Below are 19,435 nucleotides of genomic sequence, written 5' to 3'. Positions count from 1 at the left end.
ATTTTAGTTGATCGGTGTCGTGTGTCAAAAAACAATCGCCTTAGGTATACAACTACCCATTGTGAAGCCAAACAGGTGTACCAGGCTGCACATGATTAAAAAGATAAAGAAGATCCCAGTTGCGTAGCCGAATACAGCCGTGAGAGGCAGGGATGCCCATCGGTTCATCAGGAGGGGTTCCATGAAGATAAATATAGCGACGCTGGGTATCGACGTTACCGCCTCGATTTAATCCTGTTTCTAAACCACACAGCCATACAATGCGAGTGAGTATCCAATCACGATTTGGAAACGCTGCAGCAAGCTCAGGTGTAAACACTTCACCTGTCCAGCGTCGACCTCGAAAGACCGCATCTTCGGGCAAACCAGCACCAATCATGGCTCGGACATAGTGCCAACCCAGGGGGGTTTGACCGCTCCCCTCTTGCTGCCCGACGCCCGCAACACCAGTTGAGACGGAACATGAATACTGCCGCTCACGCCCCAGCCAACAACGCAGTTGCTGCTGGCTAATATCGATTTCAATCCAGCCCTGATCAACAGGTGGCAGCTCAGATAACGTGGGCGTTCGCATAACTTCCTTCATCAGCGGTAGCCGGTAACGGTGCATTCATGGCAGCCACAACGACTGGTCGCAAACGTCTCACTAAGTCTCTGACCGTTACTTGCTCATTGTAGTCTTTGGCAGCAATATCCCTCAGTGCATCTAAGCCAGATAAAGTAAAAATCACCGTACCCAGCATGAAATGAAGCCGCCAAAAGCGCTCTGCATCTGGCAGATGCGGTGTCGCCTGCCTTACCAACTCGGTGAAACGCGTAAATACATCACCATATTGCTGCTGAATATAACGTCGCAAATGTCCCTGCGCCTGGCTATAAGCCAAACCTAAAAGGCGCATGAACACCTTCAAGCTATTACGCTCGGCCGGAACCGTTAGCACCGTGCTAGCCATTGTTTCCAACAGCACTTCAAGTGGAATCACATCACCGTTGTACCGCGCCTCAAGCTCATCAAGTGCGGTATGAAAGCGCTGCGAGAAAGGATCCAGATAACGCGCGAACACCGCTTGAATCAGCGCTTTTTTGGAACCAAAGTGATAATTAACAGCGGCCAAATTGACCCGTGCTTTGCTCGTAATATTGCGCAGCGACGTTTCGGCAAAACCGCGCTCGGCAAATAGCACCTCTGCGGTATCAAGGATACGCGTTACCGTATCAGACTGCGCCATGGCACCCTCCAGAAAACAAGTGTTTAAAACATCATTAAATACTATGCCATAACCATTTATGGCTCAATCTCTTATCTTCGCACCTGCTAACACCCAACGCCCCCATGTACTGGACAGAGCAACATACTGTATACTTAACCACATACTGTTTAAGCCGACATGTTGCCACTGTCTTTTTTAATTTTTGGGAGTTTGTTATGTCGCGTCCACTCACTGCACGTCAGCAGCACGTTTTTGATTTTATCGTTAAAACCATGGGTGAATTTGGCTATCCGCCTACCCGCGCTGAAATTGCCAAAGCCCTTGGCTTTCGCTCCCCCAACGCTGCCGAAGAGCATCTACGTGCGCTTGAACGCAAAGGCGCTATCCGTATTATTCGCAATACGTCTCGAGGCATCAGGCTGCCTAACCAGGAGCCTCAGGAAGTCAGCGACATTCCTCCTGCCTCCCCTACTGGCAACATAGATCCCCTGCCCAACGGGCTACCGGTGATCGGGGAAGTGGCAGCGGGCAGCCCAATTTTAGCTGCCGAGCATATTGATCGTTACTGCCCTCTACCCGCTGAATACTTTACGCCCAAAGCAGACTACTTACTGCGAGTACGCGGTTTGTCAATGAAGGATGTTGGCATACTTGAAGGTGATCTGCTTGCCGTGCACCGTACCGATCGCGTTCGCGACGGCCAGATCGTGGTGGCCAGACTGGAAGACGAAGTCACCGTAAAGCGTTTTAAACGCCAGGGCCATACGGTAACGTTGATGGCTGAAAACACTGATTTCGCGCCAATCGAAATTGACCTACGTACGCAACAACTCGATATCGAAGGTGTTGGCGTTGGTGTTATTCGAGGTGGCAACGGCCAAGCACTAGGTTAAGCCACACCACTTCTTACGTGCTCATTGAGTGTCTATATAGCGGTGGTCATTAAACGTGGCCACCCAGCTCGGATGATACACCAACAAAATGCTCAGCAGCATTCCCGTAATAAATGCTTCTGAGGGCATCAACAAGGGTAAGAAACGCGCATACTCTTGCGCTAAATAGACAGCTTCTGGATCAGTCCCCGCAACTATTATCAGCAGCACCGCGGATAAACCGCCTGCTAATGTTGCTAACGCAGCGCCAAAAAAGCCGCACGCAAATAGAAACACCATCAGGTTATCCGGCAGTCGACGATCAACCAAGCGCCACACCACGCCAGCAATTATCGCGGGCACAATGCCTGTCACCAGCACATTCGCCCCTAGCAATACCCACTCATTACGGCCAACCGCCACCATGGCAATATTGATCATCACATTACTGATCAACGCAAGCGGTACTTTAAACACCAGCGTCATTAAAACGGTGAACACCAGATGCAGGGTTAACCAATCAACCGCTTGAGCACGCAGTTGCCACATCAGCACCACTGCAAGCGTTGCTGCTAGCCAGCGATGCTGAAGGGCAATATCATTCAAAAGCAACTGCCAGGGGCGCAGCGACATCGTCCACGCAACGACACCAAGTGATATCAACCAGGTGAGCACCAATGCCCAGGGAGCGAAAACACTTTGTGCGAATGACATGGAAGCCCCTGCGGGTAGTTAACTAAAAACGACCGTTTTGTTGCCGTGAATCAGAACGCGATCTTCCAGGTGCCAGCGTAGGCCACGTGCCAGTACCGCTTTTTCAACATCTCGACCAAAGCGCACTAGGTCGGTCGGTGTATGGCAATGGCTTACGCGATGGATATCCTGCTCAATGATCGGTCCCGCGTCTAACTCTTGGGTCACGTAATGGCAGGTTGCACCAATAAGCTTCACACCACGCTCGTACGCTTGATGGTAGGGTTTAGCGCCCGCAAAGGAAGGCAGGAAACTGTGGTGAATGTTTATTACTCGCCCTGCATAACGTTCACACAGTGAAGGCGGGAGAATTTGCATATAACGCGCTAACACAACGCAGTCTGCTCGACTGCTATCGATTTGTGCCTGAACCCGCTCAAAAGCAACCTGCTTATTATCAGGGTCTACGGGTATGTGATGATAAGGAATGCCGTACCATTCGGTCAGTGAGCGCATATCCTCATGATTTGAAATCACCCCCACAATATCGCAGTCCAGCTCACCAGCCTGCCACCGATAAAGTAAATCTACCAAGCAGTGAGATTCGCGGGAAACCATAAGCACAACACGACGGCGCTGTTGAGTATCAACGAGCGACCACTGCATATCGAACTCAGCCGCCACCGGCTCAAAGGCACTGCGTAGCGCCTCCGCTGACATACCCAGCGAATCCGCCAAAATTTCGTAGCGCATAAAAAAGCGGCCGGTTTCAAGGTCAGAATGCTGGCTCGCCTCGGTGATAGAGCCACCTTGTTGAGCAATAAAGCTTGATACACGCGCCACAATACCCACTTGGTCAGGGCAAGAAACCACTAAACGGTAATAATGAGACATAAGTTAACACTCTATACGTATTTTGACGGCACGTTCGACAAGCACCCGCCAGAGGCGGAAAAAAATCACAAATAGATGGCTTAGTGTACCGTAACCCCCCTAAGGAAGCACCGTGGCAAGCGCCTTGATGATTGTTACCCGCCCCTGCCTTCCCGTATAGTTAAGGTCTTACTTTTTAGGCTTTTCATTACTGATGCATCCACCACGCGTTCAACTTCGTCCCCGCCGTCGCCCTCCCCTGCGTCTTCTGCCGCTAGGTGGATGTGGTGAAATAGGAATGAACCTTACGCTGTATGGATACGACGATGAGTGGATTGCCGTCGACTGCGGCATGATGATTCGTCAGGATCTACCTAACTCACCTTTGCAGGTTCCGAATACCGATACATTGGCAGCGCTAAACATTGCCCCCAAAGCACTCTACATTACCCACGGCCATGAGGATCACATTGGCGCGGTGGCATGGCTTTGGCCTAAATGGAACTGCCCAATTTTTGCAACACCGCTAGCTGCAGGCTTGCTGCGTCACAAGTTTGCGGAGCATCAGCTCAGTAGCGCCGCCATTCAAGTCGTTGAGCCGGGCGATGCTATGGAAACAGGCCCTTTTACACTTCGCTATCTACCGGTAACTCACTCGATCCCCGAAAGCTGCGCCATCATAATGCAGGCTGGCGATTACCGTATCCTCCACACTGGCGACTGGAAATTAGATGCTAGCCCATTAATTGGCTCGCCGATTAATGCCGCCCAGTTTCGAGCACTCGCTCCTGTTGACCTGCTGGTAGGCGACTCTACCAATGCCCCTATGCCTGGCCATTCTGGTAGCGAGGGAGATGTTGCCAAAGCACTCGCGCGCACATTAAAACAGTGCACAGGGCGTGTGGTCGTATCATGCTTTGCCAGCAATCTCGCACGCGTGTTAGCGATCGGGCTAGCTGCCCAAGCCTGTGGCCGACGCGTAAGCCTGATGGGCCGTTCGATGGAGCGCATGGTGAGCGTCGCAAAAGGATTAGGCTACCTTGATGATTTTCCGGCGCTAGTACCTTCCCATGATTTGGGCTATTTACCTGCTAAGGAAGTGGTCATTATTGCCACTGGCAGCCAAGGAGAACCACGGGCCGCCCTGCAACGCTTAGCGCAGCGCAGACACCCGTTTGTGGATTTGGAACAAGGCGATAGCATTATCTTTTCAGCCAAAGCTATTCCTGGCAACGAGCGCCCCATTGAACAGCTCAAAACACGTCTAGGACAGCTGGGCGTGTCCATTTTCGATGAGATGAATCACCCCGAACTGCACGCCACTGGCCATCCTGCCGAAGATGAACTGAGGAAGCTTTATCAATGGGTTCGCCCGAAAACATTACTGCCGGTTCACGGGGAAGCGCGCCACCAGGCAGCACACCAGGAAATTGCCAGCCGCTTAGGCATTAGCGCTCCATTGGCACCGGTAAACGGCGATATGCTTGTCTTCGATAGCCAGGGGTTACGCTGTGAGGCTCGCCACCCTCAACCACCGTGCATTGTTAACCAAAACAGCGTTGTAGCTCACCCAGGGCTTGATGGCGGCTCCCACACGACGACGCAACGCGGTAGTTTATTCTTAGCACTTCCAGTCACCGCAACGGACACTGGCTGGTGTCGCATTGGTCGGTTAATGCTTGACGCCAGCGGCGCTAGCCCGCTGGATGAAGACAGTTTCAGCGAGTGGCTAGACGATCAGCTAGAAGAGATTGAAGCAGACACCCTCGCCGATTTACGTCAAGCGCTTCAACCAAGGTTAATTCACTGGTTAGCGAATCACCTGCAGCACATGCCCGAAGTACACCTACAGATCATGGCAACTGAAATGCCCTCTTCAGCACCACTGAGCAGCGATACTTAAGTCACTGAAATTTACCAGCGGGCGGCATCTTGATGATCAGCGTGTCGCTCTTGCACCCAGTAAGCACCATGACGAGAGTGCTCTTTTTTCCAAAATGGTGCCTGTGTTTTCAAATAATCCATAATAAAGTCGCAGGCTTGAAACGCTTCGCGGCGATGAGCACTTGCCACCAACACTCGCACAATTGGATCACCCGGCGCTAAGTCGCCAACGCGATGAACAATCCGCACCGCCTGGAGCTCCCAACGCTGGCACGCCTGCTCACCGATCTGAATGAGTGTACGTTCTGTCATTCCTGGATAGTGCTCAAGCGTAAGACCAGTAACGTCAGGCGTCTCATTGAAATCACGCACGAGCCCAGTAAACGTCACAATAGCACCGATATCGCTGCGCTGATGAAGGACACTTTCATACCCTTCATCCATAGCAAACGGCACTTGCTGAACCCTAACGCTAATATCCAGCTCAGTTGCTTCTATGTTTGTCATTTGTTTACCCGCCCGTCACTGGAGGGAAAAAAGCCACTTCATCCTCATCGGTGAGCCGTGCACTGTCATTTGCCATCACTTGATTAATGGCACACAGCGTACGCTGGTCAGACAGCACACCAAAACGTGCATCCTGGGCGTTTAATGCGGCTTTCAAGCCAGCCACATCTCGGCTGGGCAGCTGATCCAAGCCAATAGACATATCGCTTTCTTCGATTTGCTCGCGTAGCTCGGCGAGAAATTTTACCCGCACGCAAGGTGAGGCGCAGCGCTCACCAAGCCTGACCTCACCTACCGCACTACCGCCAGTCACAATAGGCTCGGGCAAGCCACGCTGATAGTCACCACGCACGCCTCCACGTTTACTATCCAGCTGAACCGCTTCAATATACATCTCTTTATCAACTGCCTTACACATATCGTACAGCGTAAGACACGCCACCGACACCGCCGTTAACGCCTCCATCTCTACCCCAGTGCGCCCGTCAAGACGGCAAAGTGCAGAGACATGAACGCAACCATTAGCGTGATCAACGTCAAAGTCGACAGCAACTTTTGAAAGTGCCAGCGCATGGCATAGTGGAATTAATTCGTGGGTGCGCTTAGCCGCCTGGATACCAGCAATACGGGCCGTTGCCAACACATCGCCTTTAGGCAGCGCATTATCGGTCAGCAGTTGCAACGTTTTGGGTTGCATAACGATACGACCAGAAGCCACCGCTTCGCGGCGTGTCTCCCGCTTATCTCCGACGTCAACCATATTGGCTTCGCCGCGTGTATTGAGATGGGTTAGCTGCATGTCGTTACCTTTTTATCAAGCCATGCTGTTATCAAGCCTGGGCACTCGGGTGGGTGTTCGTCCAGTTGATCACCCATTGGGTAATGGTATCAATGTTATTAAGGTCCAACTGCTCCACGGCCGGACTGAGCGGCACCGTCAGCGGGTCACTTATCGCCACCGCTTGCACCCAATGGCTAGACGTAATCGAGCTATCTCCAATACCCTCACGGTAAAGGACTAGCTTGGGGATTGGCCACGCCTTGAACCCTTCGACGATGACCAGATCAGGTGCATGGGCAACCATCAACGAGAGCAGGTGAGCCAAATCTGGCTCTTCTTGGCCTGGTGTTTCTTGCATCATGGCATAGCGCTGTCGTGACGCAATCAGCATCGGGGCAGCGCCAGCGCAGCGCAGCTTGTAGCTATCCTTTCCCGGCTGATCTACGTCGAAGCTGTGGTGGGCATGTTTGATAACCCCCACCTTTAGCCCTGCCTCACGCAAACGAGGCAATAGCTGTGCTAATAGGGTCGTTTTTCCCGTGCCGCTCCACGCGGCAATGCCTAGCACAGGAAACGGACTCCCCATTGTCTCTTTCATTAACGACTCCCAATATTCACCGAGACAAGCACTACTCACCCTCTTTTTCAGTAGGCAATATCCAGTTTAGCGCAATGCCTACCAGTGCCGCCAAACTGACACCCTGGAGGGTAAACTGACCACCGCCAAACTGCATTCCGCCTATCCCGAACACCAAAATCAATGAGACAACGACCAAATTACGGGCAGCCGTTAACGATTGTCCTGCTCGTACAAGCGTGTTCATACCAATGACCGCAATTGACCCGAACAGCAGTGTCATAATGCCGCCCATCACAGGGCCTGGAATGGTTTGCAACAGTGCTCCCAGTTTGCCAACAAAAGCCAGCACAATCGCAATAATGGCAGCCACTATCATATATTTGGGATTAAATGCTTTTGTCAGAGTCACTGCCCCGGTCACTTCGGAGTACGTCGTATTAGGTGGCCCACCAAACAGCGCTGCCACGGTAGTCGCCAAACCATCACCCAGCAGTGTGCGATGCAAACCTGGCTTTTCCAGGTAGTTTTTACGCGTTACTGAACCAATCGCCACCATATCGCCAATATGCTCAACGGCAGGCGCAATAGCGACCGGAATCATAAAGAGAATAGCGGCCCAGTGAAAACTTGGCGCAGTGAAGCTAGGGACTGACAGCCATGCAGCTTCGCGAACGGCAGTAAAGTCAACACCCCCCATGATTAGCGCTAGAATATACCCAGTCGCAATCCCGCCCATTATCGGCACTAAACGCAGAATTCCCCGCCCAAAGACAGCCAACACTAGCGTGACTAACAAGCTTGCCATTGAAAGAAAAATGGCTTGACCATAGCCGATATTATCGCTGGTTTCCCCGGTCGCCATACTGACGGCAACCGGCGCCAGTGCCAAACCAATCACCATAATCACCGGCCCAACCACCACAGGCGGTAATAGCCGATGCAACCACGCGGTGCCCTTTAAGCGTACCGCCTGGGAAATAACGACATAAACCAACCCCGCGGCCATCAAGCCACCTAACGTCGCCGACACACCAAAACTGGCAACCGACCCTTGGATAGGCGCGATAAACGCAAAAGATGACGCAAGAAATACGGGCACAGACTGTTTTGTCACTCCATGAAACACCAGCGTACCGATGCCGGCGGTAAATAGCGCAACACTGGGATCTAACCCAGTCAATAGTGGCACTAAGACCAAGGCACCAAAGGCGACAAACAGCATCTGCGCACCCGTTAGCACAACTTTCGGCCACGACTCCTGACTCGCTGAGTTACTCATCTAGACGCTTCCAATGAATTCGTTAGAGGTGATTAGTCAAAAAAATGCCCCCAACGCAAAGCGTAAGGGGCATTGGTATACAAAACGCTTAGCGCGTTCCGAAGATCTTATCACCGGCATCACCTAAGCCCGGTACGATGTAACCATGCTCATCAAGGCGGTCATCCACCGACGCGGTGTAAATCTCAATGTCGGGGTACGCCTCCTGAACCCGCTTAATGCCCTCCGGCGCGGCTACCAGCACAATCACCTTCATGTGCTCACAACCACGCTCTCGAAGCATATCCAGCGTGGCTACCATTGAACCACCCGTCGCCAGCATTGGGTCAATGACAAGCGCCATGCGCTCTTCGATATCGTTGGCAAACTTGGCAAAATAGGGCACTGGCTGAAGTGTTTCTTCATCGCGGTAGAGACCTACCACGCTGACGCGTGCGCTGGGTATCAGGTCGGTTACGCCTTCCAACATGCCTAAACCTGCTCGCAGAATTGGCACGACCGTTACTTTTTTGCCTTTCAGACGACGCGTTGCGATCGGCTCATTGTTCCAGCCTTGAATCTCATGATCCTCTAGCTCCAGACCTTTTGTGGCTTCATAGGTCAAAAGCTTAGCGACTTCACCTGCTAGCTCACGGAAGCTCTTTGTGCTTAAATCAGCTTCGCGCATTAGTCCCAGCTTATGTTGAACAAGCGGATGGTTAATGGCGTAAACACTCATGGGACTTCCTCACAGCAGGGGATTCAGGATCACGACCTAGGTCGCATCGACAAGCTTACAAAATTGCGCGCCATTCTACCCGCAACTGACCATTAGGTTAAGGGGTTTCCGGCAATTGCCACTCAATCGGTGAACGCCCATGCTCCGCTAAAAACTGATTTGCGCGAGAGAAGTGGTGGTTACCAAAAAAACCTCGATGTGCTGAAAGCGGAGATGGATGTGGCGACTCCAATACCAAGTGGCGCGATTGATCAACCAGCGCTTTCTTCTGACGCGCATGGCTGCCCCATAACAGAAAAACGCAAGGCTCAGCGCGCTGGCTAACCGTCTCAATGGCGCGATCAGTAAAGTGCTCCCACCCTTTACCACGATGAGAGGCAGCATTGCCCTGCTCCACGGTTAATGCCGTGTTAAGAAGCAACACCCCCTGCGTTGCCCAAGACTCCAAAAAACCATGGCGAACAGGTACAAAGCCCACATCATTGGCTAACTCTTTATAGATGTTAACCAAAGAGGGAGGCACTTGAATGCCCGGCTGCACTGAAAAGCACAACCCATGGGCTTGATTAGGCCCGTGGTAAGGGTCTTGACCTAGAATCACTACTTTGACAGAGGCCAACGGTGTCAGCTCAAAGGCACGAAACCAGTTCGAAGAGTGGGGGTAAATAATTTTTTTAGCCGATTTTTGTTGGGCCAGAAATGCTTTCAACGCTGACATGTAATCAGCCTGAAACTCTTGCCCGAGCCATTGGCTCCAGTCATCGGGTAGCGGGTTAGCCATATTACTTCTTCATTTGATCTGCTAGCGGCTCAACATACGCAATGCCCATATCCCAAGGGAACTGGATCCAGCACTGCTGAGCTACTTCGGTAAGGTATTGATCCACCAGAGGGCGCCCTTCTGGCTTGGCATAAATCGTCACAAAGTGCGCGTTGGGCAACATTTCACGCACCGCGCGCGCAGTTTTCCCTGTATCCACTAAGTCATCGACCAATAACCAGCCTTCGCCATCATGATCAACACCCTTCATGATGTCTAAACCACCCTGATCCATGTGGTCGTAGCTTTTAATACACACGGTATCGATTAAGCGGATATTCAATTCCCGAGCAATCAGCGCCGCTGGGATCAAGCCTCCGCGGGTAATCGCTACGATGCCTTTAAAATCCCGTTCAATCAATTGATGACACAGCTGGCGCACATCGCGGTGCAACTGATCCCAGGAAACGGTGAAGTGTTGATGGTAGCGTTCGCTGCTCATAGGAGGCGTTACTCGTCTTCTGTGAATGAACATACCGCGAATACGCTATACCCAGCATCGCGAATTTTCTGTGAACCGCCCAGCTCAGGCAAATCAATAATCGTGGCCGTTTCAACCACCTGGCCACCTGAGCGCTGAATTAGGTTTGCCGCTGCCAGCATGGTTCCACCGGTTGCGATGAGGTCATCCATTAGCAGGATACGATCATTTTCCTGAAAAGCATCCGAGTGGAGCTCGACCTCAGAATGGCCATACTCAAGCGTGTAGGTTTCACTGATCGTTTTGAATGGCAGCTTACCTTTCTTACGAACTGGGACAAAGCTACACCCAAGCTCGTAGGCCAATGGCGCACCGATGATAAAACCACGCGCATCAATGGCCGCGATGGCATCCAAGTTCATTTCCTGGTAGCGATGCACAAAGCTATCGATCAGCTTGCGGAAGGCAGCGCTATTTTGCAGCAACGGCGTAATATCACGAAAATTTACGCCCTGCTCTGGCCAGTCGGGAACCGTGCGAATGACGGACTTAATGTAGTCGCCGTAGATGCTCATCGCGTCTCTCATTGATTAATAGTAAAGCGGGTTATTTAACCCAGGAATAGAAATTTCGCCGCAAAAAGTAGTGCCAGGATAATAACAGCTGGATTAAGGTCACTAAAACGCCCTGCCAGTGCCTTGATCGCTACATAGCTGATGAAGCCAAGCGCGATACCTTCTGCAATCGAAAATGTCAGTGGCATCGCCAGCGCTGCAATTAGCACCGGAGCGGCATCGGTGGGGTCTTCCCAATTAGCATTTGCCAGACTACCCGCCATCAATACTGCTACGTATAGCAGCGCACCTGCTGTCGCGTAAGCAGGTATAGACCCAGCCAACGGCGCAAAGAAAAGACTGATCAAAAATAACACGCCCACGACGACGGCGGTTAAACCGGTGCGCCCGCCAGAAGCGATGCCTGCCGTTGATTCGATATAGCTAGTGGTTGTCGACGTACCCAGCGCAGCACCCGCCATAGAAGCAGTACTATCTGCCATCATGGCACGACCAATACGCGGCAGCTTGCCATTTTCATCCAACAGCTTGCCACGATGGGCAACGCCCACTAGCGTGCCTGACGTGTCGAACAGGTCAACAAACAGGAAGGCGAAGATAACGCTCAGCATTGCCACATCCAGCGCACCCATAAGATCCATCGCCATAAACGTGGGCGCAATAGAAGGCGGCATCGACATAATACCGCCATACTGATTATGACCCAGAACCATTGCCAGCACGGTGATACCCAAGATGCCAATCATTACAGCGCCGGTGACGCGCAAATAGGAAAGCGCCGTAATAACGAAAAAGCCTAATAGGGCATAAATCGCTGCAGGTTGAGAAAGATCACCCAACGCAACATAAGTAGCCGGATGAGCCACAACGATGCCGGCATTTTTAAGTGCAATCATTGCCAGGAACAAGCCAATACCCGCCGCGATCCCTAAGCGTAGTGAAAGCGGTATGGAATTAATGATCCATTCGCGCACTTTAAAAATACTCAGCAGGAAGAACGCAAAACCAGAGAAGAATACGGCCCCCAAAGCCGCCTCCCAGGTATACCCCATACCCAACACGACACCGTAGGTAAAGAAGGCGTTCAACCCCATGCCGGGTGCTTGAGCAATGGGGTAATTAGCCCAGAGGCCCATTATGAAACAGCCGATCGCAGCAGCAACGCAGGTAGCCACGAACACAGCTCCGTAATCCATTCCCGCTTCCGAAAGGATGCTCGGATTCACAAAAATAATGTAAGCCATGGTGAGAAACGTCGTGATACCAGCGATCACTTCCGTCTTCACATTGGTCTTCTGCTCGCTGAGCTTGAAGTAATTGTCCAGAAGTTTCATATCGTTTTTTGTCCTTCGCGCTAACGCTGTAGGCGTCCCTTGGTGCGAGAAAAGCCGCACATACTACCGAAAGCCTCTACGCGATGCGAGACTTCATGTGCAGCTGGCTTTAGCGGGCATACACCCGCCTATCTATTATCTTTAGCAAACTTTAGGCCATAAGCTAACCGATCGGTCAACGCAACGCCGAAATACGCCATCAAAGGCGGCTTGCCAGCACCCTTTCAACCGTCTCAACAATCACCTGGGTTTGTGGGTCGATCTCTATATTTACCTGATCCCCCAGCATCCGATCCCTCAGAACCGTGCGCGCCAGCGTTTCTGGAATCAGGTTAACGCTGAACTCAACGCCGTCACCGTCAGCTGCATGACGAACATCACCTACTGTCAAGCTAATGCCATCGACACCAATGTAGCCCTTTTCAAAAACAAACTTGGCCACTTTTTCCGGCAGCAAAAACCATAGCCGACGATTGTTGGGAGCCTCTTCTATCGCTACCACCTTTGCCATACAGATAATATGGCCAGACATAGAGTGGCCACCAATCTCATCGCCAAAGCGAGCCGCCCGCTCTATATTGACGCACTGACCTGGTGTAATTGCACCAAGATTGGTCAATCGTAACGTTTCACGCATTAAGTCGAAGCTGACGTTTTCACCATTAATGGCTGTTACCGTCAAACAAACGCCGTTATGTGCCACCGATGCGCCGATAGCAAGCCCATGGCGCATCTCCTCAGGTAATGCGACGACATGCGTGCGAAACTCTTCTAGCTCGTTCACTGCCACCACGGGTGCAACGCCTTGTACGATGCCTGTAAACATATCGCTTTCCCCTTTTATCGCGGATAAATGCTAAACAAGAGCTTAAAATCGTGTGCAAGCTTACTACTAATGCGCCAACCTTGTGCAGCCACAAAGCAGCTGCGGCATGCAGAACCACTTTTTTCTGTAAACTGCGTTAAAAAAACAGCACTTGCAGCATTAACCACTAAAAGAAATCATGTAAAAAGAAAATAAACCTATTAAAACACCTAAGAACATGAAATAGGACGGTTGCAATTGACAAGTCGCTGCCCACTCTTTAGACTTTTGCCGCAAATGTAATGACGCCGATTTGTACCCAGATTGCGGGCGTCCACCAAACTAATCGTTTGGTGAAGTGCAGCTAAAAGGGTGTGTCCAGCGTTGATGGCCACCCGCAAGGGTGGTCTTTTTTTTGTTTCCCGCCCTACGCTTGCCCCCTCGCACTCCGTCTTCGGCCTACTATTAAGGCAGACGCTATGATTGAACTTAGCAACGTTAGTAAAACCTATGGCACCGGCAGCAACGCCGTTCATGCCCTGAAAGACGTTAATTTAACAGTCCCCAAAGGCGCTATTCACGGCGTTATCGGTCTATCAGGCGCAGGCAAATCAACGTTGATTCGCTGCGTTAACCTGCTCGAACGGCCAAGCAGTGGCAGCGTTACGGTAGACGGCCAGGAAATGACGCATCTTAGCCGCCACGAATTAAACCGCGCCCGCCACCGTATTGGCATGATATTTCAGCACTTCAACCTGCTAACCACACGCACGGTATTTGATAATGTTGCGCTTCCTCTTGAATTAATGGGAGAAGACCGTAAGGCAATCAAAACGCGTGTCTTACCATTATTAGAGATGGTTGGTCTTTCGGACAAAGCCAAGCAGTACCCAGCTCAGCTTTCCGGTGGGCAAAAGCAGCGCGTCGCGATTGCCCGAGCGCTAGCCAGCAAGCCTAACGTTTTGCTGTGCGATGAAGCTACCTCGGCACTCGACCCACAAACCACCAGCTCTATTCTTGAGTTGTTAAGAGAGATTAATCAACAGCTTGGCATTACCATTTTGCTCATTACCCATGAGATGGAAGTAGTGAAATCTATTTGCCATCGGGTCAGCCTGATATCTGATGGAAAGCTAGTGGAAGATGCCGAGGTAGGCGACTTCTTCACTGCTCCCTGCACTCAGTTAGGCAGAGAATTTTTGAATGACTTTTTACAGCTAAGTCCGCCTAAAGAACTCATCGAGCGCCTAAGCGATACTCCGGGCGAGCATACCCACCCCGTCGTTAGGCTCACGTTCTCTGGCGATGCTGTATCTACGCCACTTATATCCCGACTGGCGCGGGAATGCAGCGTTGATGTCAGCATCCTTCAGGCAAAAGTCGAATCTATTCAAGACCGCACGCTAGGGCTGATGATTGCCGAACTGCTAGGCACACCCGCCCAAACCCAAGAAGCCATGTCTTATTTAGAAGCACATCACTTACAAGTCGAGGTACTTGGTCATGTCCAGCGCGATGTTTAATCTTATTTTACAGGCCACGCTGGATACCCTTTATATGGTCTCCATATCAGGTGTTATTGCCACGCTGGTCGGTTTGCCGCTTGGGGTAATGCTATATGTCACGCGTCCCCGCCAAGTTCTGGCAATGCCGGTGCTCAACCAAGTGCTTGGCATTATCACCAACATTGGCCGCTCAATTCCTTTTATCATTTTGATGGTCGCCATCATCCCATTCACCCGCATGCTGGTCGGCACCTCTATAGGCATTAATGCAGCATCAGTACCATTAACCATTGCCGCCATTCCATTTGTTGCACGCCTTATTGAAGGTGCACTCAATGAGATATCACCAGGGCTAATTGAATCAGCTCAGTCTATGGGCGCCACGCCTTGGCAAATCATTACCAAGGTGCTAATTCCAGAAGCGCGGGGCGGCATTATCACAGGCCTAACGATCACCCTGGTAACGCTTGTCAGTTACTCTGCTATGGCGGGAGCGGTAGGCGGTGGCGGTCTCGGCGATCTGGGGATTCGCTATGGTTATAACCGCTTCAACCCCACCATTATGTTGATTACTGTGGTTATTCTAGTAGTCATGGTTCAAGGCTTCCAAAGCTTAGGTGACTATTTGGTGCGCAAAAGTGATCGCAAGTGATGATAGCCTACGGCTTTTATCGGCATAGCCGAATATAACTAAAACGCATTAGAATTTATTTTCTTATTCCCATACAATTGTGCTGACGTTCCACTACGCTATCGGAGTAACACCATGCATAAATTAATTATCGGCAGCCTTACGGCCCTAGCACTTGCAGTTAACGTTGCCAACGCAGACACACGCACCATTAAAGTAGGCACTGTGGCAGGCCCTGAAACCGAGGTCATGGAAGTAGCTGTTCGCATAGCCAAAGCAGAGTACGACCTAAACGTCGAGATTATTGAGTTCACCGACTACGTCACGCCGAACGCAGCGCTTGCCGATGGCAGCTTGGATGCCAACGCTTACCAACACGAACCTTATCTACAGGCCATGGTCAACGATCGCGGCTACGATCTTGCAATTGCTGGCCGCACCTTTGTTTACCCGATCGGCGCATACTCCGAGAAATACGACAGCATCGAAGAACTGCCCGATGGCGCGCAAATTGCTCTGCCCAATGACCCTTCCAACGAAGGCCGTGCGCTAATTCTGATGCACAACAAGGGCCTGATCACACTCAATGATCCAAGCAATTTAGAAGCAACCCCCATCGACATCGCAGACAATCCTCGCAACTTCCGCTTCCGTGAAATTGAAGCAGCCCAACTGCCGCGCGTACTGCCCGATGTGGACATGGCGTTCATCAACAACACCTTTGCCCAGCCTGCTGGCCTCAGCCTTGATGATGCGCTAATCAAAGAAGGCCCTGAGTCTCCCTATGTCAACCTAATTGCGGTACGTGGCGGCGACGAAGAGCGTGAAGACATCCGCCAACTGGTTAGTGCCTACCAGCGAGATGAAGTCATCGAAAAAGCAGAAGAACTCTTCAAGGGTGGCGCAGTGCCAGGCTGGATTGAATAAACCGTCCTAAAAGCCCGTTAACCTTAGTCAGGCCAGCCTTAGGGCTGGCCTGATGTGCTTATACCTTTGAGGAATTCATATGCCTCGCGTTGACTATGCGCTACTAAATCGGCAGCTCGCCTCGCTACTAGATACCCGAGACTGGCTGACTAACTGTGCCCAGACATGTGCTTTTATTCAGCATGCACTAGATGAGTTGAATTGGGTGGGGTTCTATCTTCACCGTCAACCCAACCAACTGTGTCTTGGCCCTTTCCAGGGCAAACCCGCCTGTCATCCGATTCCTTTCAGCAAAGGCGTTTGCGGAGCCGCCGCTCGTCAGCAAGCCACTCAGCGTATTGATGACGTTCACACTATTGCTGACCATATCGCCTGCGATGCAGCTTCGCGCTCGGAACTCGTCGTCCCCATTATGGCTGACAGCCACCTCTGGGGAGTGCTCGACTTGGATAGCCCGCAGCATGGGCGCTTTAGCCAGGAAGATCAGGCGGGCATTGAGGCATTCGTGGCTACGTTTATTCGTCAAACGGATTTACCCCACTTAATCGAGTAATCATGCAGACTCCCAAAACAAAAAAGCCCCATGCTAAGCATGGGGCTTTTAAAATCTGGTAGGACCAGGCGGATTTGAACCGCCGACCTCCACGATGTCAACGTGGCGCTCTAACCAACTGAGCTATGGTCCTAAATAAAACGGGCTGCAAAATCTGGTAGGACCAGGCGGATTTGAACCGCCGACCTCCACGATGTCAACGTGGCGCTCTAACCAACTGAGCTATGGTCCTGCTGTGCAACGGATGCGTATTCTACGGCTTCATACCTGAATTGCAAGTAGTTTTTACACGCTAACCAGGGCATCACCGTTCCAGCAAGCCAGTCTCATTATTACTGCGGCACACCTCCCCTGGTAAGAACCGCAGGATCGAGTAAACGTTCAAGGGTCGCACGATCCAGTTCCGTTTCCTCTTCGGCAACGTCGATAATCGGCCGTCCTGCTTGATACGCTTTTTTAGCAATGGCGGCAGCCGCGTTATAGCCAATAGCACTGTTCAATGCAGTCACTAAGATAGGGTTACGCGCCAACGGCCCCTGCAAATTACCGTCGCGCACTTTAAATGTCGCGATAGCGCGCTCGCCCAACAATAGCGCCGTATTACTCATCAAGGTAATTGAAGTCAGTAAGTTCGACGCTATCAGCGGCAACATAACGTTTAGCTGAAAATTGCCACTTTGCCCTGCTACTGTAATAGCCGTATCCAAACCTATCACCTGCGCCGCTGCCTGTGCGGCCGATTCAGGAATCACCGGGTTCACTTTACCCGGCATAATCGAGCTACCCGGCTGCAGTGCCTCAAGCTCTATTTCACCCAATCCGGCCAGTGGCCCTGAATTCATCCAGCGCAGGTCATTAGCAATTTTCATGACAACACAAGCAAGACCTTTTAGCTGTCCCGAGAGCTCTACCGCAGCATCTTGTGATGCCAAGCTAGCAAACAAGCTATCGTTGGGTATAAAGGATAAGCCCGTTTGCTGACTTAAGTCCCGAGCCATCAATTCGGCAAACCCTTCAGGCGCATTAATTCCCGTCCCAACGGCGGTCCCCCCCTGCGCCAAACGACACAGCCTCTCCAGGGCGCTATCAATGCGTTCGATAGATTGGCCTACTTGGCTTGACCACGCCCCTAACTCTTGATCCATTCTCAGTGGCATGGCATCCATCAGATGAGTTCGGCCTGTTTTTACGACATGCTTCAACTCACCTGCGCGCCGATCAATCGTTGCCTGAAGGGCAACTAACGCAGGTCGAAGCGTCTGTGTGACCGCAACGGCTGCAGAAAGATGAATAGCCGTAGGAATAACGTCATTGCTTGATTGCCCCATATTGACATGGTCATTCGGCGTTACTTCAATGCCCTCGCGGCTTGCTAACGTAGCCAACACCTCGTTGACATTCATATTCGTTGAGGTCCCAGACCCCGTTTGAAAAACATCAATGGGAAACTGGTCATTGTGATGACCATCTATGACGGATGTCGCTGCCGTCTCGATAGCCCTAGCGCGCTGTTCATCCAACAAACCCAGTTGAAAATTACTACGCGCCGCCGCCAGCTTGATGCGTGCCACTGCGTGTACAAACGCCGTTGGCATTGCGGTGTGAGAAACGGGGAAATTATTGATCGCTCGCTGAGTTTGAGCCCCATAAAGTGCTTCTTCCGGCACTTCTAAGGTGCCCATACTATCCTGTTCAATGCGCATACAATTTAACTCTCCTTCTGCTGCAAGCCCTGAAGAACCTGCCTTACACTTCACACTAGACGTCACAACTCAGTAGGTAAATATATCGGTAGGTAACGAGCATCTTGGCTTCTTTGAGAATAGCCAACAGAGAAATGTTGCACCGCACAAAAACCCCTGTTATGCTGCAACGCAAGATGAATAGATATCAGCTGCGGTGATTACTCAATAAGACCGTCGCTGATCAACCAACACTAATGGCACTGTTAATCTCAACGGGTCAATTAGTGAGCAACGGCACAGGAGTTCTTACCATGCAAACATTTAATACTAACGAAATGACTCAGCAATTCGACAATCTTTTCATGGCGCCTGCACGCGCTTTCATGACATTGAGCATCGATTACTCTGAAAAAATGCTCAACGCACAGTTTGATGCTAACAAAGCCTACGTTGATAACGGCATTGCACAAATGCGTCAGCTGATGAGCGTAAAAGACGCTGAAGGCCTGCGTAGCTATATGGAAGGCCAGCAGAAAGTTGCTAAAGAACTGGCTGAGCGTGTAAAAGGCGACGCTGACAAAGTTGTTGCTCTACAGCAAGACTTCTTGCAAAAAGGTCAAAAACTAACAGAAGAGAATGTTAAGCAGGCTCAAGCAGCCGCTAGCAAAATGAGCAAGACTGCCTAAACTGCTATCGTTATAAAAGTAACAGTGCAATAGTTTAGCGCCGTCCTGATCAGCGCTCTGTTAATAAAACGCCTCCGTCAGTTTACTGACGGGGG

The 19,435-nt window shown here is 51.3% G+C and carries 22 protein-coding genes and 2 tRNA genes; 7 read left to right on the top strand and 17 right to left on the bottom strand.

Going from position 1 to position 19,435, the window contains the following annotated elements; genetic code table 11:
* Positions 1 to 52 precede the first annotated feature (52 nt).
* Together HZS79_RS12485 and HZS79_RS12480 are read right to left on the bottom strand one after the other, a co-directional pair.
* Positions 53 to 574, bottom strand: a complete 522-nt coding sequence (locus HZS79_RS12485; protein WP_179928042.1) for a L,D-transpeptidase — start codon at positions 572 to 574, stop codon at positions 53 to 55.
* A complete protein-coding gene (locus HZS79_RS12480; protein WP_162219608.1) occupies positions 552 to 1,229 on the bottom strand; it encodes a TetR/AcrR family transcriptional regulator in 678 nt (225 codons plus the stop codon). The genes HZS79_RS12485 and HZS79_RS12480 overlap by 23 nt, the downstream gene beginning before the upstream one ends.
* 197 nt (positions 1,230 to 1,426) lie before the next feature.
* Here HZS79_RS12480 and lexA point away from each other — a divergent pair, with 197 nt between their 5' ends.
* Complete coding sequence (lexA, locus tag HZS79_RS12475; protein ID WP_162219609.1) at positions 1,427 to 2,104, top strand: transcriptional repressor LexA; 678 nt, start codon at positions 1,427 to 1,429, stop codon at positions 2,102 to 2,104.
* 21 nt (positions 2,105 to 2,125) lie between these two features.
* On the opposite strand, the gene HZS79_RS12470 is transcribed toward lexA, so the two are convergent.
* Positions 2,126 to 2,797 carry an energy-coupling factor ABC transporter permease gene (locus HZS79_RS12470; RefSeq protein ID WP_179928041.1) on the bottom strand — a complete coding sequence of 224 codons (672 nt, stop codon included), beginning with the start codon at positions 2,795 to 2,797 and terminating at the stop codon, positions 2,126 to 2,128.
* Between the two features lie 18 nt (positions 2,798 to 2,815).
* A complete protein-coding gene (gene purU, locus HZS79_RS12465; RefSeq protein ID WP_162219611.1) occupies positions 2,816 to 3,670 on the bottom strand; it encodes a formyltetrahydrofolate deformylase in 855 nt (284 codons plus the stop codon).
* Between the two features lie 277 nt (positions 3,671 to 3,947).
* On the opposite strand from purU, the gene HZS79_RS12460 reads away from it, so the two are divergent.
* On the top strand, positions 3,948 to 5,552 hold the full coding sequence (locus tag HZS79_RS12460; RefSeq protein ID WP_179928040.1) for a ribonuclease J: 1,605 nt from the start codon (positions 3,948 to 3,950) through the stop codon (positions 5,550 to 5,552).
* Between the two features lie 11 nt (positions 5,553 to 5,563).
* Here HZS79_RS12460 and moaE read toward each other — a convergent pair whose 3' ends face one another.
* From moaE to HZS79_RS12410, 10 genes are all read right to left on the bottom strand, one after another.
* Complete coding sequence (moaE, locus tag HZS79_RS12455; protein ID WP_162219613.1) at positions 5,564 to 6,040, bottom strand: molybdopterin synthase catalytic subunit MoaE; 477 nt, start codon at positions 6,038 to 6,040, stop codon at positions 5,564 to 5,566.
* A 4-nt stretch (positions 6,041 to 6,044) separates the two neighbouring features.
* Positions 6,045 to 6,839, bottom strand: coding sequence for a cyclic pyranopterin monophosphate synthase MoaC (moaC, locus tag HZS79_RS12450; protein WP_179928039.1), 795 nt, complete (start codon positions 6,837 to 6,839; stop codon positions 6,045 to 6,047).
* A gap of 31 nt (positions 6,840 to 6,870) precedes the next feature.
* Entirely contained in the window at positions 6,871 to 7,419 is a 549-nt protein-coding gene (gene mobB, locus HZS79_RS12445) for a molybdopterin-guanine dinucleotide biosynthesis protein B (RefSeq protein WP_162219615.1), read from the bottom strand.
* A 31-nt stretch (positions 7,420 to 7,450) separates the two neighbouring features.
* Positions 7,451 to 8,680 (bottom strand): uracil-xanthine permease family protein, encoded by a 1,230-nt coding sequence (locus HZS79_RS12440; protein ID WP_179928038.1) that lies wholly within the window; start codon positions 8,678 to 8,680, stop codon positions 7,451 to 7,453.
* A gap of 88 nt (positions 8,681 to 8,768) precedes the next feature.
* A complete protein-coding gene (upp, locus tag HZS79_RS12435) occupies positions 8,769 to 9,398 on the bottom strand; it encodes a uracil phosphoribosyltransferase (RefSeq protein ID WP_162219617.1) in 630 nt (209 codons plus the stop codon).
* 97 nt (positions 9,399 to 9,495) lie between these two features.
* Positions 9,496 to 10,179 carry a uracil-DNA glycosylase gene (gene ung, locus HZS79_RS12430; protein WP_179928037.1) on the bottom strand — a complete coding sequence of 228 codons (684 nt, stop codon included), beginning with the start codon at positions 10,177 to 10,179 and terminating at the stop codon, positions 9,496 to 9,498.
* 1 nt (position 10,180) lies between these two features.
* The gene (gene gpt / locus HZS79_RS12425; protein WP_162219619.1) at positions 10,181 to 10,660 is read right to left on the bottom strand and encodes a xanthine phosphoribosyltransferase; all 480 of its coding nucleotides are present in this window, start codon (positions 10,658 to 10,660) and stop codon (positions 10,181 to 10,183) included.
* Between the two features lie 8 nt (positions 10,661 to 10,668).
* Positions 10,669 to 11,214 (bottom strand): adenine phosphoribosyltransferase, encoded by a 546-nt coding sequence (locus tag HZS79_RS12420; RefSeq protein ID WP_162219620.1) that lies wholly within the window; start codon positions 11,212 to 11,214, stop codon positions 10,669 to 10,671.
* Positions 11,215 to 11,249: 35 nt separating this feature from the next.
* Positions 11,250 to 12,548 carry an NCS2 family permease gene (locus tag HZS79_RS12415; RefSeq protein WP_162219621.1) on the bottom strand — a complete coding sequence of 433 codons (1,299 nt, stop codon included), beginning with the start codon at positions 12,546 to 12,548 and terminating at the stop codon, positions 11,250 to 11,252.
* Between the two features lie 199 nt (positions 12,549 to 12,747).
* Positions 12,748 to 13,374 carry a riboflavin synthase subunit alpha gene (locus tag HZS79_RS12410; RefSeq protein ID WP_162219622.1) on the bottom strand — a complete coding sequence of 209 codons (627 nt, stop codon included), beginning with the start codon at positions 13,372 to 13,374 and terminating at the stop codon, positions 12,748 to 12,750.
* Between the two features lie 458 nt (positions 13,375 to 13,832).
* Between HZS79_RS12410 and HZS79_RS12405 the strand changes: the two genes are divergently transcribed.
* The 4 genes from HZS79_RS12405 (at position 13,833) to msrC (ending at position 16,969) form a co-directional block, all read left to right on the top strand.
* The gene (locus HZS79_RS12405) at positions 13,833 to 14,876 is read left to right on the top strand and encodes a methionine ABC transporter ATP-binding protein (protein ID WP_162219623.1); all 1,044 of its coding nucleotides are present in this window, start codon (positions 13,833 to 13,835) and stop codon (positions 14,874 to 14,876) included.
* Positions 14,857 to 15,510: a methionine ABC transporter permease gene (locus HZS79_RS12400; protein ID WP_162219624.1), complete on the top strand. Its 654-nt coding sequence runs from the start codon at positions 14,857 to 14,859 to the stop codon at positions 15,508 to 15,510. The genes HZS79_RS12405 and HZS79_RS12400 overlap by 20 nt, the downstream gene beginning before the upstream one ends.
* A 114-nt stretch (positions 15,511 to 15,624) precedes the next feature.
* A complete protein-coding gene (locus HZS79_RS12395; protein ID WP_179928036.1) occupies positions 15,625 to 16,416 on the top strand; it encodes a MetQ/NlpA family ABC transporter substrate-binding protein in 792 nt (263 codons plus the stop codon).
* A 79-nt stretch (positions 16,417 to 16,495) separates the two neighbouring features.
* Positions 16,496 to 16,969 carry a free L-methionine (R)-S-oxide reductase MsrC gene (msrC, locus tag HZS79_RS12390; protein ID WP_162219626.1) on the top strand — a complete coding sequence of 158 codons (474 nt, stop codon included), beginning with the start codon at positions 16,496 to 16,498 and terminating at the stop codon, positions 16,967 to 16,969.
* 56 nt (positions 16,970 to 17,025) lie between these two features.
* Here msrC and HZS79_RS12385 read toward each other — a convergent pair.
* The 3 genes from HZS79_RS12385 to HZS79_RS12375 form a co-directional block, all read right to left on the bottom strand.
* Positions 17,026 to 17,102 (bottom strand) — tRNA-Val (locus tag HZS79_RS12385).
* A 22-nt stretch (positions 17,103 to 17,124) separates the two neighbouring features.
* Positions 17,125 to 17,201 (bottom strand) — tRNA-Val (locus HZS79_RS12380).
* Between the two features lie 100 nt (positions 17,202 to 17,301).
* Positions 17,302 to 18,672, bottom strand: a complete 1,371-nt coding sequence (locus tag HZS79_RS12375) for a class II fumarate hydratase (RefSeq protein WP_179928035.1) — start codon at positions 18,670 to 18,672, stop codon at positions 17,302 to 17,304.
* 293 nt (positions 18,673 to 18,965) lie between these two features.
* Between HZS79_RS12375 and HZS79_RS12370 the strand changes: the two genes are divergently transcribed.
* Positions 18,966 to 19,340, top strand: a complete 375-nt coding sequence (locus HZS79_RS12370; RefSeq protein WP_162219628.1) for a phasin family protein — start codon at positions 18,966 to 18,968, stop codon at positions 19,338 to 19,340.
* Positions 19,341 to 19,435: the final 95 nt, after the last annotated feature.

The sequence above is a fragment of the Vreelandella zhaodongensis genome (assembly GCF_013415115.1).
GTDB lineage: Bacteria > Pseudomonadota > Gammaproteobacteria > Pseudomonadales > Halomonadaceae > Vreelandella > Vreelandella zhaodongensis.
Note: the sequence above shows the minus strand (reverse complement) of the source record. Positions and strands in the feature narration are given on the sequence as shown.

What these genes read in the sequence shown, in the direction of transcription:
- HZS79_RS12485 (WP_179928042.1), bottom strand. Translation starts at nt 574, where the DNA reads ATGCGAACGCCCACGTTATCTGAGCTGCCACCTGTTGATCAGGGCTGG.
- HZS79_RS12480 (WP_162219608.1), bottom strand. Translation starts at nt 1,229, where the DNA reads ATGGCGCAGTCTGATACGGTAACGCGTATCCTTGATACCGCAGAGGTG.
- lexA (WP_162219609.1), top strand. Translation starts at nt 1,427, where the DNA reads ATGTCGCGTCCACTCACTGCACGTCAGCAGCACGTTTTTGATTTTATC.
- HZS79_RS12470 (WP_179928041.1), bottom strand. Translation starts at nt 2,797, where the DNA reads ATGTCATTCGCACAAAGTGTTTTCGCTCCCTGGGCATTGGTGCTCACC.
- purU (WP_162219611.1), bottom strand. Translation starts at nt 3,670, where the DNA reads ATGTCTCATTATTACCGTTTAGTGGTTTCTTGCCCTGACCAAGTGGGT.
- HZS79_RS12460 (WP_179928040.1), top strand. Translation starts at nt 3,948, where the DNA reads ATGAACCTTACGCTGTATGGATACGACGATGAGTGGATTGCCGTCGAC.
- moaE (WP_162219613.1), bottom strand. Translation starts at nt 6,040, where the DNA reads ATGACAAACATAGAAGCAACTGAGCTGGATATTAGCGTTAGGGTTCAG.
- moaC (WP_179928039.1), bottom strand. Translation starts at nt 6,839, where the DNA reads ATGCAGCTAACCCATCTCAATACACGCGGCGAAGCCAATATGGTTGAC.
- mobB (WP_162219615.1), bottom strand. Translation starts at nt 7,419, where the DNA reads ATGAAAGAGACAATGGGGAGTCCGTTTCCTGTGCTAGGCATTGCCGCG.
- HZS79_RS12440 (WP_179928038.1), bottom strand. Translation starts at nt 8,680, where the DNA reads ATGAGTAACTCAGCGAGTCAGGAGTCGTGGCCGAAAGTTGTGCTAACG.
- upp (WP_162219617.1), bottom strand. Translation starts at nt 9,398, where the DNA reads ATGAGTGTTTACGCCATTAACCATCCGCTTGTTCAACATAAGCTGGGA.
- ung (WP_179928037.1), bottom strand. Translation starts at nt 10,179, where the DNA reads ATGGCTAACCCGCTACCCGATGACTGGAGCCAATGGCTCGGGCAAGAG.
- gpt (WP_162219619.1), bottom strand. Translation starts at nt 10,660, where the DNA reads ATGAGCAGCGAACGCTACCATCAACACTTCACCGTTTCCTGGGATCAG.
- HZS79_RS12420 (WP_162219620.1), bottom strand. Translation starts at nt 11,214, where the DNA reads ATGAGCATCTACGGCGACTACATTAAGTCCGTCATTCGCACGGTTCCC.
- HZS79_RS12415 (WP_162219621.1), bottom strand. Translation starts at nt 12,548, where the DNA reads ATGAAACTTCTGGACAATTACTTCAAGCTCAGCGAGCAGAAGACCAAT.
- HZS79_RS12410 (WP_162219622.1), bottom strand. Translation starts at nt 13,374, where the DNA reads ATGTTTACAGGCATCGTACAAGGCGTTGCACCCGTGGTGGCAGTGAAC.
- HZS79_RS12405 (WP_162219623.1), top strand. Translation starts at nt 13,833, where the DNA reads ATGATTGAACTTAGCAACGTTAGTAAAACCTATGGCACCGGCAGCAAC.
- HZS79_RS12400 (WP_162219624.1), top strand. Translation starts at nt 14,857, where the DNA reads ATGTCCAGCGCGATGTTTAATCTTATTTTACAGGCCACGCTGGATACC.
- HZS79_RS12395 (WP_179928036.1), top strand. Translation starts at nt 15,625, where the DNA reads ATGCATAAATTAATTATCGGCAGCCTTACGGCCCTAGCACTTGCAGTT.
- msrC (WP_162219626.1), top strand. Translation starts at nt 16,496, where the DNA reads ATGCCTCGCGTTGACTATGCGCTACTAAATCGGCAGCTCGCCTCGCTA.
- HZS79_RS12375 (WP_179928035.1), bottom strand. Translation starts at nt 18,672, where the DNA reads ATGCGCATTGAACAGGATAGTATGGGCACCTTAGAAGTGCCGGAAGAA.
- HZS79_RS12370 (WP_162219628.1), top strand. Translation starts at nt 18,966, where the DNA reads ATGCAAACATTTAATACTAACGAAATGACTCAGCAATTCGACAATCTT.